Source organism: uncultured Sphingomonas sp. (assembly GCF_964250165.1).
In the GTDB taxonomy this organism is placed as follows: Bacteria; Pseudomonadota; Alphaproteobacteria; order Sphingomonadales; family Sphingomonadaceae; genus Sphingomonas.
The window spans coordinates 1-17,027 of record NZ_CAXUEK010000032.1; the positions used below are offsets into that span (position 1 = coordinate 1).

The following is a 17,027-nucleotide window of genomic DNA, read 5'->3' on the forward strand; positions in this document are numbered from 1 at the left end:
CGTGAATGGCCCGGAACGCCGCGCCCGCCTCGATCGCCTGCAACTGCTGCGGATCGCCAACCAGCACGACCTTCGCGCCTGCCTCGGCCGCGCGGGACAGCACGCGCTCCATCTGGCGCGTTCCGACCATGCCGGCTTCGTCGATCACGAACACATCGCGCGCAGTCGGCAGCTCGCGGCCTTGGCTCCATTGGCGCTCAAGGCTGGCGATCGTGCGCGACGCGACGCCGGAACCGCCTTCCAAGTTCTCGGCGGCGATGCCCGACAAGGCGAGCCCGCGCACTTCGAACCCGGCGCTCTCCCACGCCTCCCGCGCGACCCCGAGCATCGCGCTCTTGCCGGTGCCGGCATAGCCGACGACCACGCCGAGCCCGCGTCCGCCCGTCACATGCTCGATTGCCGCGCGCTGCTCGCCCGACAGCACAAGCCCGCGCTCCTCCGCGCGGGCCAAGGCGGCGTCTCGATCGCGCGCGTCCACCAGATGCTGCTCGCGCTCGGCCATCAACGCGCTGGCGCGCTCCAACCGCTGCTCGGCCTCGATCATCGCGCGGCTGGTGAAGCGGTCCTCGCCGCGCCCGTCGTTGCCAAGCGCGATCAGCTCGGGCGACGCCTGCACCGCGTTCATCGCGTGGTCGAACTGCTCCTTGCCGTCGCTGTGCCGGTGAACGAACATGGCGAGGTCGCGGCGGGTGAACGTCGCCTGGCCGTGGGTGATCGCGTCGAGCGCGACGCGCGGTTCGGCGATGATGCGGTCGCCGTTGCTGCGCGCGATCTCGCGGTGATCGTCGATGCGCTCGGCTTCGAGGCCGCGCGCTCCCATGCGCTGCGCGGCCGGGCCGATCTTGTCCTGCGGTTCGAGCCCGATACCCTGGGCTTCCAGCGAACGATGATCGATCCGGGCGTCTATATCCAGCTCGGCGAGCCGTTCGTTGACGTGATCCGCCCACCGCTCGCGCCACTGTTCGACGAGCTCGGTTCTGTTCCAGTCGCGGACCTTTGCGCCGAACCCGTCCTCGCTCACCTCGCGCATGGTGAGCATGACGTGCGCGTGCGGCTTCGCCAGCCCATCCGCACCCACATCCCAATGCACATTGAGGTCGGCGATCATGCCGCGATCGACGAACTCGGCCTGAGCGAAGTCGCGAGCCAGCGCGATACCCTGCGCCTGCGTCATCTCGCGCGGGATGGCGAACTCCACCTCGCGCGATAGCTGCGCGTCCTTGCGCTTCTCGAATGCCTCAACATCGTTCCACAGCCGCTCGCGGTCGCGCCACTGCTCCGGCGCGCCCTCCGGCAACAGCACCTCGCGATGCACGACGCCCGACTTGTTGGTGAAGTCATGGTCGCGGTCCAGCCGCTCGTCGTGCAGCCGATCGGCCGAACGATAGGCCGCTGCCGCGACGGCGCTGCGCCCGCTGGCACGACCGATGACCTTCACGCTGAGATGGTAGATCGCCATGGCGACCGGCCATCTACTACCTCGAGCGCACGTCGGCACGACGTATAAGCGCGCCCTCACATGATAAAATCCTGCGAGGGACCGAACGGTGCCATCTCGTCCCGGCGACTCTACTGCATCACCGCCGCCATGGTCTTATCATCGTCACATTATCTCTAAACGGAGACTTGCGATGCGAAAACCAAGAGATTTCGAGTCGGAGCTGAAGGCGCTGGCCGATAAAGCCAAGGCGCTCAAGAATCGTCGCGTGCGCCAGCTCGGTGAGCTGGTGATGGCGACTGGCGCCGACGCGCTCGACGCCGAACTGATGGCGGGGGCGCTGCTCGATGCCGTCGCGATGAAGGACGCTGCGACAAAGGAGGGTTGGCGGACAAACGGCGCGACCTTCTTTCGAGGCCTGGCACGCAAGTCTGCGCCGCGATCTGCACGCGACTCGGAAGGGGCTCGCCCGCTCGACGGCGGCACGGCATCGGGCTGAGGCACGGCGGGCGCGAACCGACATGCGCGAGTGGGCGGTCAAGCGTCGCGAGCGGACGCGGCATCTGATCGAGCTGGGCGGGCTGGTCGTCAAGGCCGGCCTGGTCGATCTCACCGGTGACGATCGCGCTACCCTGTTCGGCGTGCTCCTCACCATCGCAGACACTCTGCGAGGCGATGATCGCGATCATGCGCTGGCTTTGTGGAAGCGGCGTGGCAAGCGCGCATTCGAGGCGGAGCGGCCCGCAACGCCGGCATCCCACACGATATGAGGGCAGAACGCTTGGCCGCCACGCTACCGGCAACAAGCCTTTGCAAAGGCGCTGCTTGCGATGCGGAAGAGGCCCCTATAACTGTTCGGCCGAGGGGGATTAGATGCAACCGACCTTTCGGCCCGTGGCCGTTCTTGATCTGCTGCTCAATCGCGACAATCCGCGACACGTCAGCAAGGAGAATCAAGAACAGGTCATCGAGTATCTCCTGGCGGACGAGGAGGTCTACAACCTCGCGCGCCACATGAGCCAGAACGGAATCAATCCACTGGAAGTGGCGGCCGTTTTCCCCGATGACGACGGCAATCTAATCATAGCAGAAGGCAATCGCCGCGTCTGCGCGGCGCAGTTGCTTACCGACCCCGAGAAGGCGCCGGAGTCGGCGCGCGCACGTTATAAGGCGCTCGCCGCCAAGTCGCAGGACGTTTCGCACATCAACATCGCCGAGTTCGCCGATTATGCTACGGCGCAGCCTTGGCTCCAGGTCCTTCACGATGGCGAGCAGGATGGCATTGGGCGGAGGCGTTGGAAGCCGGAACAGAAGGCGCGAGCAACCACCAACAAGAGCACAGACGCGCTGGCGGTGGCGCTGCTGGATTATGCCGAGCAGCAGGGCATCATTAGCAGCGACATGCGCAGGGATGTGCAGGTTTCGACCGCCACCCGCTATCTCGCGAATCCGGCGGTGCGAAAGGCGATGGGGCTCGCATCAGCCGCCACTAGCGACAAGATCGAGATCACGGGCGATGCGGAGCGGTTCGCTAGGGTTCTGTCCAATTTCCTCGACGGCATACAGAGCAGGAAGCTACACTCCCGGTCGGTGACAGCCGATTGGGTGGGCTATGCCTCCGAACTTGAAGCTGCCTTCGGTATTCCCACAGGCCCAGCGACGCCAGTAGGCGCGAGCGCTGCCGGCACTGGCGGGGCGGGACAGCGAAAGCCCCCGAAACCAACGCGCGCGAAGATTGTCACGCCGGAGGTCCGCTTCATCGCCAAATCGGCAGCCCTAATTGATGCCTTGAACAAGCTCGAATCGTTCAAGCTGTCCAGCCTGTATAATTCGCTCACGTCTATACGATTAGATGAGCATCCGGCACTACTGACAACGGGCGCATGGGTGTTTGTTGAGACGCTGACAGCCCTCCACGGTCGGACCGACACCACCGAGTTCGTCGGCTATGTCAATGGCAAGCTGGGCTCTTTGGGGATAAGAAAGGACCAAGGAAAGGATTGCAAGCTGAGCTTGGAGTACATCTCTCAGCACGGCAACGCTCAGAAGCATAGCGCAACCTTTACCGCCGTGGATGCGCGTAACCTCAACAACCATTTTCAGGTTTTAGAGAACGTGTTTGTCGCCCTTGTTAAAGAGTGCGTAGCTTTAAAGCAGACCAATCCATGAGCCGTCTAGCGTCACCATTGCGCTATCCGGGCGGTAAAGCGTGTCTATATGATCTGACGACATATTTCCTTGGCATCAACGAGCTTCAACAACGCAGCTACGCCGAGCCTTATTCTGGCGGATGCGGCTTGGCACTGAGCCTGCTGTATAGCGGACATGTCTCGCAAATACACTTGAACGACATTGATCGCTCAGTATGGGCTTTCTGGCAGTCAGTTCTCAATCATACAGATGAATTGGTTGGGCGGATCAAAAAGATTGATGTGACGATCGATGAATGGGAGCGCCAGAGATCGGTGCAGTTCCGCAAGGGAGAGGCCGAAGTTGTAGAACTTGGTTTCTCTACATTTTTCCTAAATCGAACAAACCGATCGGGCATTATTCACAGCGGGGGAGTGATTGGTGGGAAGTCTCAGCAAGGCGAATGGAAACTCGACTGCCGCTTCAACAAACCGGACCTGATCGCGCGCATTCGGAGGGTTGCGCAATATAAAAATAGAATATCAGCCTATAATGAGGACGCCGAGTTATTTATGAACAGGATCGGAAATTCCGTTCCCGCCACAACCGTTATGTATATTGATCCTCCGTATTATGAGAAAGGGTCGCAGCTATACAAGAATGCTTATCGAGCGCCGGACCATGAACGCATCGCGGGGCGGCTGGCGACTCTAGAAAACCCTTGGTTCATGACCTACGATAACGTCGAACCAATCCGCGCGCTATACGCGGATTACTCCAGCCTCGAACTCGATATTGGCTATTCCGTGCAGACCAAACGTCGAGGCTCGGAACTCCTTGTAGTCTCAAAGGGGCTTTACCTTCCAGTCGAAGGAATCGCGACTGCGCATTGACTAGGGTCAGGACCCATTGATGTGAGCGTCGCGATCTGATTCAGGCTCCTGGAGGAGACCCGGATGAGCGACCTGTTTTGGCTGACCGACGAGCAGATGGAGCGCCTGCAACCGTTCTTTCCAAAGAGCCACGGCAAGCCACGCGTTGATGATCGTCGGGTGCTGAGTGGTATTGTGTTCGTCAACCGCAACGGGCTCGCTGGCGTGATGCGCCCAGCGACTACGGCCCGCACAAGACGCTCTACAACCGATGGAAGCGCTGGGGCGCGGCGGGGGCGTTCACGCGGATGATGGAAGGGCTCGCCGCAGCGGGCGCGGAGCCGAAGACGGTCATGATCGACGCGACCTACCTGAAGGCGCACCGCACGGCGTCGAGCCTGCGGGTAAAAAGGGGGATCTCGGTCGCCTGATCGGGCGCACCAAAGGCGGCATGAACACCGAGCTCCACGCCGTCGCCGACGCGCACGGCCGCCCGTTGAGCTTCTTCATGACCGCCGGACAGGTCAGCGACTACACCGGCGCGGCAGCGCTGCTGGACGACCTGCCGAAGGCGCAGTGGCCGCTTGGCGACCGCGGCTACGACGCGGACTGGTTCAGGGACGCTCTGCACACAAAGGGCATCCAGCCCTGCATCCCAGGCCGGCGATCGCGCAACGAGCCGGTCAGATACGACAAGCGCCGCTACCGGCGCCGCAGCCGCATCGAGATCATGTCGCGCGCCTAAAGGAATGGCGGCCGGCGCCACCCGCTACCATCGCTGCCCCACCGTCTTCTTAGCCGCCGTCACCCTCGCCGCCACCGTCATCTTCTGGCTCTGATCAACGAGTCCTGACCCTAGCTTCGGTCTGGTCACCGGAACGAAGATCAAGTTCACTCATCTGGAGCAGCCGATGGGACGCGCTGAGAAAAAGGTGTTTCCTTAGGCCGTTCTACGCTGAAGTCCTCCAGCGTGCAATGCGGTCCGCCGCAATCCTCCGCCGTGCGCAAGTATTTACCGCCGTGCGTTCGCTGGCGCCGAGAGTCCTCGAAAACGTACTTGAGGCATTAGCGCGAAAGGCCAACTCTTGTGCTGGGGAGCCCCGTTCAACCCCAGCAAATGGAAACCCGTCCCGTGTCCAATGTCGAACGAATCATCCGCCTCAGGACCGTGCTCGACCGCACCGGCCTGTCCCGCACCACGCTCTACCGCAAGATCGGCGAGGGCACGTTCCCGCGCCAAGTGCCGATCAGCACGAACGGCGCAGGCTGGTACGAGTCGGCCGTCAACCGCTGGATCGCCGATCCGGAAGGCTATCGCGAACTCACCGTGACGCGATGAGCGCGCCAGCTCCCGCCGAGCCGATCTGCGTCCGCGTCAACGACGCGGCCCGCATGATCGGGATCGGCCGCACCAAGCTCTACGAGCTGATCGCGGCCGGCGAAGTCGAGACAGTGAAGCTCGGCAAGTCCACCCGCGTCCCGATCGCGAGCCTCCACGATCTCGTCAGGCGGCAGCGCGGAGCGGCATAGGCTCGGACGCCGTGGGGCCGGTGTCCTTGCCCGCTTTCGCGGGCGTCTTGTCCAGATAGTCTGCCCATCGCGCCATGAGGCTGCGGCGCTTGTCGAAGAAGTCGGTGCGCCGGTAAGCCGCCTCCACCTTGTTGGGCAGCTTGTGCGCCAGCGCCTTGTCCGTGACTTCCTTAGGAAAGCGGGTCCGCTCAGCCGCCCAATCGGTGAAGGCGGAACGGAAGCCGTGAACGGTCACGCCCTTGATCCCGTCGTCACGTAGCAATTTGGTCATCGTCATGTCGCTGATCGGCTTCTCGCCATCGGCGGAGAACACAAGGCCGGTGTCGCTGGCCCGTTCCAGCCACCGTTTGCGGAGCAGCACAACGGCTGGCAGCGACAGCGGCACGACATGGGTTTCACCAGCCTTCATGCGGTCGCCCGGAATGGTCCAGACCGTCTTGTCCAGATCGAACTCCGTCCAGGCCGCGAAGCGGGTCTCGTTGGAGCGCACGGCGTTGTAGATCGTGAAGCGGAGCGCGTCGCGTCCGGTGGTCGGCGACGCCGCTGCCAGCTTCGCCATCAACGCCGGCACGTCGGCGAAGGGCATGGCCTCCAGATGCCCCGCCTTGTCCACTTGGCGGGGAAGTCCTTTGCGAACGGAGCGCAGCGATGTTTCCTCGGCTCGCCAGCCCTTGATGTGTGCGAAGTCCAGCACCGCGCCGATGCGTTGCAGGATGCGCCGCGCCGTGTCCGGTATCTCCAGCCAGATCGGCGACAGCACCTCGACGACGGCCGCGCTGTCCACGGCGTCCACCGGCTTCCCGCCGATCGCCGGAAAGACGTGGTTCTCGAAGCTGGAAATCCAGTTGGCGTGCCGCCGGTTTTCCAGCCCTCCTTCAACGCCTCGTAGCAGTCGCGCGCCGCCTGCTCGAAGCTCGGCGCGACCTTCCGCGCTCTGCGCCGGTCGGCAACCGGGTCCGCACCGGCATGGACCTGCCGCCGCAGCGCCGTCGCCGCTTCGCGCGCCTCCGCCAAGGTCACCTCCTGCGCGGACCCCAAGCCATAGTCGCGCCGCCGACCGTGCCGCTGCATCCGCAACACCCAGGTCCGCGCGCCGCTCTCCTTCACGACGAGGCACAAGCCCCGGCCGTCTACATGCCGGCCCGGCTTGGCATTCTTCACTCTCAAGACGGTCAGTGCCATCGGTTCGATTCCCTGCTTGGGGGGACATGACCGTTCCCACATAATGGGTCGGGAAATTGCTCCCACGATCGTTCCCACAATTCGATGCGATTTCAGACAAATCAGGGCGATCGACGGCGAACAGCTTACAAACTAAAAGGCTTGTTTTACAGTGTAGTTAGATACGCCCTGGACTTGCCTGGGATTAAAGTTCTACACTCGTAGGGGTCACCAAGCCTTCGCCGTCGGTTGCCGACATTGCCATCGCGATGCCGCTCTCCCTTGCCGCCGGCAGGCCGCGCCGATAGGGCGCGCGGGCGAACGGTTCCCGGCGACGGGATGAAAAGGGAAGCCGGAAGGGCGCGCGAGCGCTTCGGCCGGCGCTGCCCCCGCAACTGTGATCGGCGAGCGCCGTCCGATCCTCGCCACTGGGGCTTCAGCCCTGGGAAGGCGGGACGGCGTGATGACCCGAGAGCCAGGAGACCTGCCGGCCGCACGTCGATCCACTGCGCGGGCGGGGTGCACCGGGCGGACGAGGCCGAAACCCTCGAGCGAACGACAGAACCGCGCCGCCGCCGGCCCCGCCAGGGGTCCGGTTGCGGCGTCGAGGGGGCTGTTGGGTTGAAGACTTTCCTGTCGCTATCGGCTGCGCTGGGCGCGGCCATCGCCGCACATGCGCAGATCCCGCCATCCGCCGGCGACCCAACGCCCGACGGCCCCGGGCGAGGCGACGTCGTCGTCACCGCCAGCGGCGTGGTGCAGGACGCCGACACCGTCGGGCAGGCGGTGACCGTGCTCGACCGCGACCTGATCGAGCGCCGCCAGACGGTGGTGTTATCCGACCTGCTGGCGACCACGCCCGGCGTCACGGTGAGCCGCAACGGCGGCATCGGTGGCCTGACCAGCGTGCGCATCCGCGGCGCGGAGGCCGAGCAGACGCTGGTCGTGATCGACGGCGTGCGCGTCAACGACCCGTCGTCGCCGGGCGGCGGGTTCGATTTCGCCAACCTGCTCGCCGCCTCGGTCGACCGGGTCGAGGTGCTGCGCGGCCCCGATTCGGTGCCCTGGGGCAGCGCCGCGATCGGCGGCGTCGTCAACATCGTGACACAGCGCCCGACCGATGCGCTGCAGCTGCGCGCGCAGGCGGAGGGCGGCAGCGACGGCACCGCCTTTGCCAGCGCCGGCGTATCGGGCGGGACGGGCGCGCTGACCGGCGCGCTCACGACGGGCTATCTGCGCACCGACGGCGTGTCGGCCTACGCGCGCGGCACGGAGCCCGACGGCTACCGCCAGATCGGCGCGACCGGGCGGCTGGGCTATGCGTTCACGCCCGGGATCGGCATCGACCTGGCCGGCTATTACGCCCACAGCCGCGTCGCTCTCGACGGCTATGCGCCGCCCACCTACGCTTTCGGGGACGACGCGGAATATTCCACCGCCCAGGAGGCATATGGCGATGCGGGCCTGCACGCGAACATGGCGGACGGGCGCGCGCGCAACCGCGTCGCGTTCACGATCGCCGACATCAATCGCGACAATTACGCCGCCGCCGGGGCTGATCCGCTCTACCGCTATCGCGGCCGCACCGAGCGCTACAGCTATGCGGGGGATTTCCGCCCCATCGATACGGTGCGCGTGGTCCTGGGCGCCGAGCGCGAGAACCAGCGGTATTTCGACGGCTCGCTGCGCGCGCGCACCGGCATCACCAGCGCCTATGGCGAACTCATCCTCCAGCCGGTGCGCGCGCTGACTCTGACCGGCGGCGTGCGCCATGACGATCACGACCAGTTCGGCAGCCACACCAGCTTCGCGGCCGACGCCGCGCTGGCGCTCGCGACGGGAACGACGCTGCGCGCGAGCTATGGCGAAGCGTTCAAGGCGCCGACGCTGTTCGAGCTGTTCAGCGACTACGGCACGCGCTCGCTGCGGCCGGAGGTGGCGCGCAGCTACGATCTCGGGGTCGCGCAGGCGCTGCCCGGCGGCGCGGCGCGGCTGTCGGCGACCTATTTCCACCGCCGCACGCGAGATCAGATCGACTTCCAGTCATGCCCGACGACGCAGGTCACCGACCCGACCACCATCTGCTACCGGCGGCCCGATGGCACCTACGCCAATCTCGACCGGACCACGGCGCAAGGCGTGGAGCTCGCCCTGTCACTGCGCCCTGTCACCGGCTTCACCGTCGAGGCGAACTACAGCTTCATCGACAGCCGCAACCGTTCGGCCGGTGCCGAGGGACTGCAGCTGGCGCGGCGGCCGCGCGACACGGCGAACGTCTCGACGGACCATCGATTTCCGTTCGGCCTGTCGCTCGGCGGCACGGTGCAGCTGGTCGGCGACAGCTTCGACGACGCGGCGAACACGGTCCGGCTCGACGGCTATGCCCTGTTCGGCCTGCGCGCCGAGCTGCCGATCACGCGGCGGCTGACGCTTTACGGACGCGTCGATAACGTGACAGACGAGCGGTATCAGGTCGTCGCGGACTATGGCACGCTGGGCCGCGCGGCCTATGGCGGCGTCAAGCTGCGGCTGAACTGATGCGCTCGCTGCTCCCGCTGCTCCTGCTCGCCGGCTGCGCGCCGACCGGGCACGGGGCGCGGGGCGGCGGCCCAACCGGGGGCATCATCTCGCTCAATCCCTGCGCGGACCAGCTGCTCCTCGCCCTGGTGCCGCCGCGGCGGATCGCGGCGATCAGCTGGTATTCGCAAAAGCCGGGCGCGAGCTCGATCCCGCTCGCCGTCGCGCGCCGCTTCCGCGCGACCGCGGGCACGGCGGAAGAGGTCATCGCGCTCGCCCCCGATCTGGTGCTGGCCAGCAGCTTCACGCCGCCCGCCACCCGGGACGCGTTCGCGCTGGCGGGGCTGAGGGTCACCTACCTCGACGCCCCGCAGACGATCGCGGGCAGCGTGGCGCAGGTCCGCCAGGTCGCGGCGGTGGTCGACGCGCGCGCGGGGGGCGACGCCTTGGCGAAACGGATCGAAGCGGCCGCGGCCCTGCCCGGGACCGACCGCCCCGTGCCGGCGCTGCTGTTCATCGCCGGCGACCTCGCCACCGGGCGCGGCACGCTGCTCGACGAGATGATGACGCGGGCGGGCTTGCGCGATGCCGCCGCGGATTATGGCCTGCGGGGCACCGGGACGCTGCCGGTCGAGACGATCATCGCCCGCCCGCCGGCGCTCATCCTGACGACCGACGGCGGCGGCCGCACCGCGGCGCTCCGGCGCAGGGTGTTGCGCGCGACCGGCGCGCGGACCGCGCAGGCCCCCTTCCCGCGCGCGCTGGTGAATTGCGGCGGCCCCACGATCCCGGCGGCGCTGGCGCGGCTGCGCGCGATCCGGCAGCAGGTGGCGCGATGACCCCGGCGCGGCTGAACGGCGCGCTGGCGGCGCTCGTTGTGGCGCTGTTCGCGCTGTCGCTGACGGCGGGCAAGGCGTGGGTGCCTCCCGCCGTCTGGTGGTCCGCTGATCCGCGCTGGGCGATCGTGCTGGAGCTGCGGCTGCCGCGCGCTGCGCTCGCGGTGCTGCTCGGGGCGACGCTGGGGCTGGCCGGCGCGGTCCTACAGGGCTGGCTGCGCAACCCGCTCGCCGATCCCGGCGTGCTCGGCGTCTCGGCGGCGGCGGCGCTGGGGGCGGTGGCGGCGATCGTCGGCGGCGTCGCCGGCCAATGGGGCGTGTTCGCCGCGGCGATGGCGGCCGCCACCGGCGCGACCGCGCTGCTGGCGGCGCTGACCTGGCGCGCGGCAACCCCCGCCGCGTTCGTGCTCGCGGGCACGGTGCTGGCGAGCCTCGCCGCCGCGCTTACCGCCTTCCTGATCTCGGTTGCCCCGAACCCCTATGTGGTCGCGGAGGCGATCGACTGGCTGATGGGCGCGCTGACCGATCGTGGGCCGGACGACCTCCTCCACGCCGCGCCGTTCATGCTGGCGGGCGGGGCGCTGCTGCTCGCCACCGGGCCGGCGCTCGACGCGCTGACGCTGGGAAGCGATGCGGCGCGATCGCTCGGCGTCAGCCTGGTGCGGCTGCAGACACTGGTGATCGCCGGCGCGGGGCTGGCGGTCGGCGCGGGAGTCGCGGTCACCGGCGTGGTCGGCTTCGTCGGGCTGGTCGTGCCGCACCTGCTGCGGCCGCTCGCGGGCGCGCGCCCGTCGGCGCTGCTGGTCCCGAGCGCGCTCGGCGGCGCGGCGCTGGTGCTCGCCGCCGACAGCCTGTGCCGGCTCGCGCCGGGCGCGGGCGAGGTGCGGCTGGGGGTGGCGATGGCGGTGATCGGCGCGCCCTTCTTCCTGTGGCTGCTGCTTGGCGAGCGGGGGCGGGCATGGGGCTGAGCGCCGAGGCGCTGTCGGTGACGCTCGGTGGACGCGCGGTGCTGACCGAGGTGTCGGCCGCGCTGGCGCCGGGGCGCGTCACCGTCGCGCTGGGCGCGAACGGCGCGGGCAAGACGACGCTGCTGCGCGCCGCCACCGGGCTGCTCCGGCCGAGCGGTGGCCGCGTGACGCTCGACGGGGTCGACCTTGCCGGCGTATCGGCGCGCGGGCGCGCGCAGGCGATCGGCTATCTGCCGCAGGACGCGGCAGTGCACTGGAACATGGCGGCGCGCGATCTGGTGGCGCTCGGCCGCCTGCCCCACCGCGCCGGCGCGAAGGCCGACACGCGCGCGGTCGCGGTGGCGCTCGCCGCGACGGGGACGGCGGCGCTCGCCCACCGCCGGGTCCGCGAACTGTCCGGCGGGGAGCGCGCGCGCGTGCTGCTCGCGCGGGTGCTGGCGGGGGAACCGCGCTGGATCCTCGCCGACGAGCCGCTCGCCAGCCTCGATCCGCTGCACCAGCTCGACACGCTGGCGCTGTTCCGCGCCGCCGCCGCCGCGGGAGCGGGGGTCGTGCTGGTGCTGCACGACCTGACCCAGGCCGCACGGGTCGCCGATGACGTGGTGCTGCTGCGCGACGGCCGCGTGCTGGCGGCGGGACCGGCCCAAGCCGTCCTGACCCCGGCTCATCTCGCCGCCGCCTATGGCGTCGAAGTCGGACTCGCGACGGACGCAGCGGGGCGACCGCTGATCTTCCCGATCGGCCGCGCCTTGCCGATATAAAGAAATCTTTATATGAGGGGGCATGGCGTCCACCACCTCAGCTCCGACCGGCGCGCGCGCGGCGCTGCTGGCGGCGGCGCGCGACCGCATCCTGCTGATCGACGGCGCGTTCGGCACCGAGATCCAGAACCGGCGGCTGACCGAAGCCGATTATGCCGGCGCGCTCGGCCTCGCCCGCGACCAGAAGGGCAACAACGACATCCTGGCGCTGACCCGGCCGGACGTGCCCGAGGCGATCCATCGCGCCTATTTCGAGGCCGGCGTGGACATCGCGGAGACCAACACCTTCTCCGCCAACCGCATCAGCCAGGCCGATTACGCGGCCGAACATCTGGTGCGCGAGATCAACCACGAGAGCGCGGCGCTGGCGCGCCGCGTCGCCGACGAGTTCGCCGACCGAGACGGCCGCCGCCGCTTCGTCGCCGGCGCGATCGGCCCGACCAACAAGACGCTGTCGCTGTCGCCCGACGTCAACGATCCCGGCTATCGCGAGATCGATTTCGACCAGCTGAAGGCGGTCTATCGCGAGCAGGCGGATGCGCTGATCGCGGGCGGCGCGGACTTCATCCTGATCGAGACGATCTTCGACACGCTCAACGCCAAGGCCGGCGTGATGGCGGCGGGCGAGGCGGCGGACGCGCTCGGCCGCGACGTGCCGATCATGCTGTCGATGACGTTGACCGACCTGTCCGGCCGCAACCTGTCCGGCCACACGGTGGAGGCGTTCTGGCATGCCGTCCGCCATGCGCGCCCGGTGACGATCGGGCTCAACTGCTCGTTCGGCGCGGAGCAGCTGCGCCCGCACGTCCGCACGCTCGCCGCGCTCGCCGATACGCTCATCATGGTCTACCCCAATGCCGGCCTGCCCAACGAGCTCGGCGAATATGACGAGGCGCCGGCGACGACCGCGGGGCTGGTCGGCGAATGGGCGCAGGACGGCCTCGTCAACGTGCTCGGCGGCTGCTGCGGCTCGACGCCGGCGCACATCCGCGCGATCGCCGCGGCGGTGAAGGGCCTGCCGCCGCGCGCGCTGCCCACCCCGCCGGTGCGCACGCGGCTGGCCGGGCTGGAGCCCTTCACCATGGCGGCGTGACCACCTTCCCCTCTCCCTGAAGGGGAGAGGGTGCCGAGCAAGCGACGGCGGGGCGGGCAATCTGCCACCGCCCCGCGCAGCCCCTCTCCCCGACCCTCTCCCCTGCAGGGAGAGGGAGAAGAAGGCACGATGACCACCTCCTCCGCCACCTTCGTCAATATCGGCGAGCGCACCAACGTCACCGGGTCGGCGGCGTTCAAGAAGCTCATCATGGCCGGCGACTACGAGGCCGCGACCACCGTCGCCTTGCAGCAGGTAGAGAACGGCGCGCAGATCATTGACGTCAACATGGACGAGGGCCTGCTTGACGCGGTCGAGGCGATGACCGTCTTCCTGAAGCGCATCGCCGCCGAGCCCGACATCGCGCGCGTGCCGGTGATGATCGACAGCTCCAAATGGGAGGTGATCGAGGCCGGGCTGAAATGCGTCTCGGGCAAGCCGATCGTCAACTCGATCAGCATGAAGGAGGGCGAGGAGAAGTTCCTCGATCAGGCGCGCCGCTGCATGGCCTATGGCGCGGCGGTGGTCGTCATGGCGTTCGACGAAGCCGGCCAGGCCGACACCGAGGAACGCAAGGTCTCGATCTGCGGGCGCGCCTATCGCCTGCTCACGGGCATCGGTTTCCCGCCCGAGGACATCATCTTCGATGCCAACATCTTCGCGGTCGCGACGGGGATCGACGAGCACGACAACTATGCGGTCGATTTCATCCGTGCGGTGGAGCGGATCAGGGCGGCATGCCCGCATGTCCACTTCTCCGGCGGGCTTTCGAACCTGTCCTTCTCGTTCCGCGGCAACGAGCCGGTGCGCCGCGCGATGCACTCGGTGTTCCTCTATCATGCGATCCCCGCCGGGCTCGACATGGCGATCGTCAATGCCGGGCAGCTCGACGTCTACGACCGGATCGACCCCGAGCTGCGCGAGGCGTGCGAGGACGTCATCCTCAACCGGCCGCAGCGCGATCCCGCGGTGACGCCGACCGAGCGGCTGATCGCGATCGCCGAGCGCTTCAAGGGCACCGACGCCGCCGCCGAGAAGGCCGCGGAGGAATGGCGCGGCTGGACGGTCGCCAAGCGGCTCGAACATGCGCTGGTGCGCGGCATCGACCTCTATGTGGTCGAGGACACCGAGGAGGCGCGCCAGGCCGCCGCGCGGCCGATCGAGGTGATCGAAGGGCCGCTGATGGACGGGATGAACGTCGTCGGCGACCTGTTCGGGTCGGGCAAGATGTTCCTGCCGCAGGTGGTGAAGTCGGCGCGGGTGATGAAGAAGGCCGTCGCCCACCTCCTCCCCTATATCGAGGCCGCGAAGGAGGAGGGCGCCAAGGGCAAGGGCAAGATCATCATGGCGACCGTCAAGGGCGACGTGCACGACATCGGCAAGAACATCGTCGGCGTCGTCCTCCAGTGCAACGGCTTCGAGATCGTCGACCTCGGCGTCATGGTCCCCTGGCAGACCATCCTGCAGGCCGCGGACGACCACGCCGCCGACATGATCGGCCTGTCCGGCCTCATCACCCCCTCGCTCGACGAGATGGTGACGGTGGCCGAGGAGATGCGCCGGGCCGGCATTACGATCCCGCTGCTGATCGGCGGTGCCACCACCAGCCGCGTCCATACCGCGCTGCGCATCGATCCCGCCTATCCGGGCGCGGTGGTGCATGTGCTCGACGCCAGCCGCGCGGTCGGCGTGTGCACCTCGCTCGTGTCGGACACGCAAGCGGCCGAGTTCGCGGCGCGGACTAAGGCCGACTATGAGGACGTGCGCGTCAAGCGCGCCAACGCCGGCGGGTCCAACCTGGTCACGCTGGAGCAGGCCCGCGCCAACGGCTTCGTCGCCGACATGGCGCTGAAGCCCCACGCGCCGCTCGCGCCCGGGCTGCATCGGTTCGACGACTGGAGCCTGGCGGACCTGCGCGGCGTGATCGACTGGACGCCGTTCTTCCGCTCCTGGGAGCTCGCGGGTAACTATCCCGCCATCCTCGACGACCCGGTCGTCGGCGAAAGCGCGCGCTCGCTGTGGGCGGACGCGCAGGCGATGCTGGATACCATCATCGCCGAAAAGTGGCTCACCGCGCGTGCCGTGGTCGGCCTCTGGCCCTGCCGCCGCGACGGCGACGACGTGATCGTCGCGGACGCCGGGACGGAGCGCCGCCTCCCCTTCCTGCGCCAGCAGGTCGCCAAGCGCGAAGGGCGCCCGAACATGGGTCTTGCCGACTTCGTCGATCCCGCCGGCGACTGGATCGGCGGCTTCGCGGTCACGGCGGGACACGGGATCGAGCCGCACCTCGCCCGCTTCCGTGCCAACCACGATGATTATTCGGACATCCTGCTGAAAGCCTTGGCCGACCGCCTCGCCGAAAGCCTCGCCGAGCGGCTGCACCAGCACGTCCGCACGACGCTATGGGGCTATGCGCACGGCGAGAACCTGGCCAACGAGGAGCTGATCCGCGAGCATTATCGCGGCATCCGCCCCGCGCCGGGCTACCCGGCCTGCCCCGACCATACGCTCAAGCCGGCCTTGTTCGAGATGCTCGCGGACGCGGGCAGCGACGTCGCCGGCATCACGCTGACCGAGAGCATGGCGATGCTGCCGACCGCGGCCGTGTCGGGCTTCTATTTCGGCCATCCGCAGGCGGCCTATTTCGGCGTGGCGCAGATCGGCGAGGATCAGGTCCGCGATTATGCCGCGCGCCGCGGCCTGCCGGTCGACGAGGTCACCCGCTGGCTCCGGCCCAACCTGAGCTAGGCGCGTGCGAGCGCCTGCTGGCCGAGCAGGATCGCGCCGAGCGGCCCGGCGCGGCCGCCGAGCCCGGCGGGCACGACATAGCTGTCGGCGAGCGTCACCTCCGGTGACGGCGCGTAGCCGGCGAGGCTGCGCAGCATCGCTTCCCGCGCGCGCGGCAGCAGGTGCGGCGCGCCGAGCGGCACGCCGCCGCCGACCACCACGCGCCGCGGCACGCCGGTCTGGACCAGCACATGCAGCAGCTGCCCGAGCACATGCGCGACGCCGTCCCAGACGGGGTGATCCGCGGCCAGCGTCTCGGCCGGTGCCCCGGCGCGGGCGGCGATCGCGGGGCCGGACGCGAGCCCCTCGCAGCAGGCGCCATGGAACGGACAGACGCCGATCCAGTCGTCCCCCGGCAGCCGCACCGGCCGGATGTGCCCCAGCTCCTGGTGGGTGAGCCCGTCGAGCGGCCGGCCGCCCGCGATCAGGCCGACGCCGATGCCGGTGCCGACCGTCACATAGGCGATGTCGGCCAGCCCGGCCGCGGCGCCCCACGCCGCCTCCGCCAGCGCCGCGCCGACCACGTCGGTGTGGAAGGCGACGGGCACGCCGTAGCGCCGCTCCCAGCGGCGGGCGATATCGGTGTGCGACCAGCCCGGCTTGGGCGTGGTGGTGATCGAGCCCCAATCGCCGGCGGCGCGATCGACCGAGATCGGGCCGAAGCTCGCCACCCCCAGCGCCGCGAACCCGCGCCAGCGGTCGAGCACCGCCTCCACCGCCGCCAGCGTCTCGGCCGGCGCGGTGGTGGGGATGCGCACCTCCTCCTCCACCGCGTCCGACCCGCGCGCGAGCATGCACACCACCTTGGTGCCGCCCAGCTCCACTCCCGCCGTCAGCGGCGCCTGATGCTCGTCCATCGGCGCAGCATTGCCCAGGGTTAACGCCGACGCAAATCCGCGGGCAATCCGCTGCTTGGCGGCAACCTGAAGCACGC

Annotated in this window: 15 protein-coding genes, 2 pseudogenes and 1 riboswitch; of the genes and pseudogenes, 13 read left to right on the forward strand and 4 right to left on the reverse strand. The window is 68.5% G+C overall.

What is annotated here, in order from left to right; genetic code table 11:
• Window positions 1–1,459: Ti-type conjugative transfer relaxase TraA (traA, locus tag ACFE64_RS08390; RefSeq protein WP_375392010.1), on the reverse strand; the 1,459-nt coding region annotated here is incomplete at its 3' end.
• Between the two features lie 172 nt (window positions 1,460–1,631).
• Between traA and ACFE64_RS08395 the strand changes: the two genes are divergently transcribed.
• The 7 genes and pseudogenes from ACFE64_RS08395 to ACFE64_RS08425 all read left to right on the forward strand — a co-directional run bounded on the left by ACFE64_RS08395 (window position 1,632) and on the right by ACFE64_RS08425 (window position 5,970).
• On the forward strand, window positions 1,632–1,937 hold the full coding sequence (locus ACFE64_RS08395; protein ID WP_375392011.1) for a conjugal transfer protein TraD: 306 nt from the start codon (window positions 1,632–1,634) through the stop codon (window positions 1,935–1,937).
• Between the two features lie 22 nt (window positions 1,938–1,959).
• Window positions 1,960–2,208, forward strand: a complete 249-nt coding sequence (locus tag ACFE64_RS08400) for a conjugal transfer protein TraD (protein WP_375392012.1) — start codon at window positions 1,960–1,962, stop codon at window positions 2,206–2,208.
• Between the two features lie 124 nt (window positions 2,209–2,332).
• Window positions 2,333–3,607 (forward strand): hypothetical protein, encoded by a 1,275-nt coding sequence (locus ACFE64_RS08405; RefSeq protein WP_375392013.1) that lies wholly within the window; start codon window positions 2,333–2,335, stop codon window positions 3,605–3,607.
• Entirely contained in the window at window positions 3,604–4,461 is an 858-nt protein-coding gene (locus ACFE64_RS08410) for a DNA adenine methylase (RefSeq protein ID WP_375392014.1), read from the forward strand. The genes ACFE64_RS08405 and ACFE64_RS08410 overlap by 4 nt, the downstream gene beginning before the upstream one ends.
• A 63-nt stretch (window positions 4,462–4,524) precedes the next feature.
• Window positions 4,525–5,279: pseudogene (locus tag ACFE64_RS08415) on the forward strand (IS5 family transposase).
• Window positions 5,280–5,572: 293 nt separating this feature from the next.
• Window positions 5,573–5,779 (forward strand): helix-turn-helix transcriptional regulator, encoded by a 207-nt coding sequence (locus tag ACFE64_RS08420; protein WP_375392039.1) that lies wholly within the window; start codon window positions 5,573–5,575, stop codon window positions 5,777–5,779.
• On the forward strand, window positions 5,776–5,970 hold the full coding sequence (locus ACFE64_RS08425; RefSeq protein ID WP_375392015.1) for a helix-turn-helix domain-containing protein: 195 nt from the start codon (window positions 5,776–5,778) through the stop codon (window positions 5,968–5,970). Before ACFE64_RS08420 ends, ACFE64_RS08425 begins: the two co-directional genes overlap by 4 nt.
• On the opposite strand, the gene ACFE64_RS08430 is transcribed toward ACFE64_RS08425, so the two are convergent.
• Both ACFE64_RS08430 and ACFE64_RS08435 read right to left on the reverse strand, forming a co-directional pair.
• A complete protein-coding gene (locus tag ACFE64_RS08430; protein ID WP_375392040.1) occupies window positions 5,945–7,054 on the reverse strand; it encodes a tyrosine-type recombinase/integrase in 1,110 nt (369 codons plus the stop codon). The genes ACFE64_RS08425 and ACFE64_RS08430 overlap by 26 nt on opposite strands.
• A pseudogene (locus ACFE64_RS08435) lies at window positions 6,964–7,194 on the reverse strand (Arm DNA-binding domain-containing protein); the annotation flags it as partial. The pseudogene ACFE64_RS08435 and the gene ACFE64_RS08430, both read right to left, overlap by 91 nt.
• Window positions 7,195–7,453: 259 nt before the next feature.
• Window positions 7,454–7,621: riboswitch (cobalamin riboswitch) on the forward strand.
• A gap of 131 nt (window positions 7,622–7,752) precedes the next feature.
• Between ACFE64_RS08435 and ACFE64_RS08440 the strand changes: the two are divergent.
• The 6 genes from ACFE64_RS08440 to metH are packed head-to-tail and all read left to right on the forward strand — an operon-like array spanning window position 7,753 to window position 16,054.
• Window positions 7,753–9,669, forward strand: coding sequence for a TonB-dependent receptor plug domain-containing protein (locus ACFE64_RS08440; RefSeq protein WP_375392016.1), 1,917 nt, complete (start codon window positions 7,753–7,755; stop codon window positions 9,667–9,669).
• Window positions 9,669–10,487 carry an ABC transporter substrate-binding protein gene (locus tag ACFE64_RS08445; protein WP_375392017.1) on the forward strand — a complete coding sequence of 273 codons (819 nt, stop codon included), beginning with the start codon at window positions 9,669–9,671 and terminating at the stop codon, window positions 10,485–10,487. The genes ACFE64_RS08440 and ACFE64_RS08445 overlap by 1 nt, the downstream gene beginning before the upstream one ends.
• The gene (locus ACFE64_RS08450; protein ID WP_375392018.1) at window positions 10,484–11,452 is read left to right on the forward strand and encodes a FecCD family ABC transporter permease; all 969 of its coding nucleotides are present in this window, start codon (window positions 10,484–10,486) and stop codon (window positions 11,450–11,452) included. Before ACFE64_RS08445 ends, ACFE64_RS08450 begins: the two co-directional genes overlap by 4 nt.
• Entirely contained in the window at window positions 11,443–12,213 is a 771-nt protein-coding gene (locus ACFE64_RS08455; RefSeq protein WP_375392019.1) for an ABC transporter ATP-binding protein, read from the forward strand. The genes ACFE64_RS08450 and ACFE64_RS08455 overlap by 10 nt, the downstream gene beginning before the upstream one ends.
• Window positions 12,214–12,235: 22 nt before the next feature.
• Window positions 12,236–13,306: a homocysteine S-methyltransferase family protein gene (locus ACFE64_RS08460; RefSeq protein ID WP_375392020.1), complete on the forward strand. Its 1,071-nt coding sequence runs from the start codon at window positions 12,236–12,238 to the stop codon at window positions 13,304–13,306.
• A gap of 30 nt (window positions 13,307–13,336) precedes the next feature.
• Window positions 13,337–16,054 carry a methionine synthase gene (metH, locus tag ACFE64_RS08465; protein WP_375392021.1) on the forward strand — a complete coding sequence of 906 codons (2,718 nt, stop codon included), beginning with the start codon at window positions 13,337–13,339 and terminating at the stop codon, window positions 16,052–16,054.
• Here metH and ACFE64_RS08470 read toward each other — a convergent pair.
• A complete protein-coding gene (locus ACFE64_RS08470; RefSeq protein ID WP_375392022.1) occupies window positions 16,051–16,950 on the reverse strand; it encodes an ROK family protein in 900 nt (299 codons plus the stop codon). The genes metH and ACFE64_RS08470 overlap by 4 nt on opposite strands.
• Between the last annotated feature and the right edge of the window lie 77 nt (window positions 16,951–17,027).

Coding starts and splice junctions, on each gene's coding strand:
- ACFE64_RS08395 (WP_375392011.1), top strand. CDS start 1,632: ATGCGAAAACCAAGAGATTTCGAGTCGGAGCTGAAGGCGCTGGCCGAT.
- ACFE64_RS08400 (WP_375392012.1), top strand. CDS start 1,960: ATGCGCGAGTGGGCGGTCAAGCGTCGCGAGCGGACGCGGCATCTGATC.
- ACFE64_RS08410 (WP_375392014.1), top strand. CDS start 3,604: ATGAGCCGTCTAGCGTCACCATTGCGCTATCCGGGCGGTAAAGCGTGT.
- ACFE64_RS08425 (WP_375392015.1), top strand. CDS start 5,776: ATGAGCGCGCCAGCTCCCGCCGAGCCGATCTGCGTCCGCGTCAACGAC.
- ACFE64_RS08445 (WP_375392017.1), top strand. CDS start 9,669: ATGCGCTCGCTGCTCCCGCTGCTCCTGCTCGCCGGCTGCGCGCCGACC.
- ACFE64_RS08450 (WP_375392018.1), top strand. CDS start 10,484: ATGACCCCGGCGCGGCTGAACGGCGCGCTGGCGGCGCTCGTTGTGGCG.
- ACFE64_RS08455 (WP_375392019.1), top strand. CDS start 11,443: ATGGGGCTGAGCGCCGAGGCGCTGTCGGTGACGCTCGGTGGACGCGCG.
- ACFE64_RS08460 (WP_375392020.1), top strand. CDS start 12,236: ATGGCGTCCACCACCTCAGCTCCGACCGGCGCGCGCGCGGCGCTGCTG.
- ACFE64_RS08470 (WP_375392022.1), bottom strand. CDS start 16,950: ATGGACGAGCATCAGGCGCCGCTGACGGCGGGAGTGGAGCTGGGCGGC.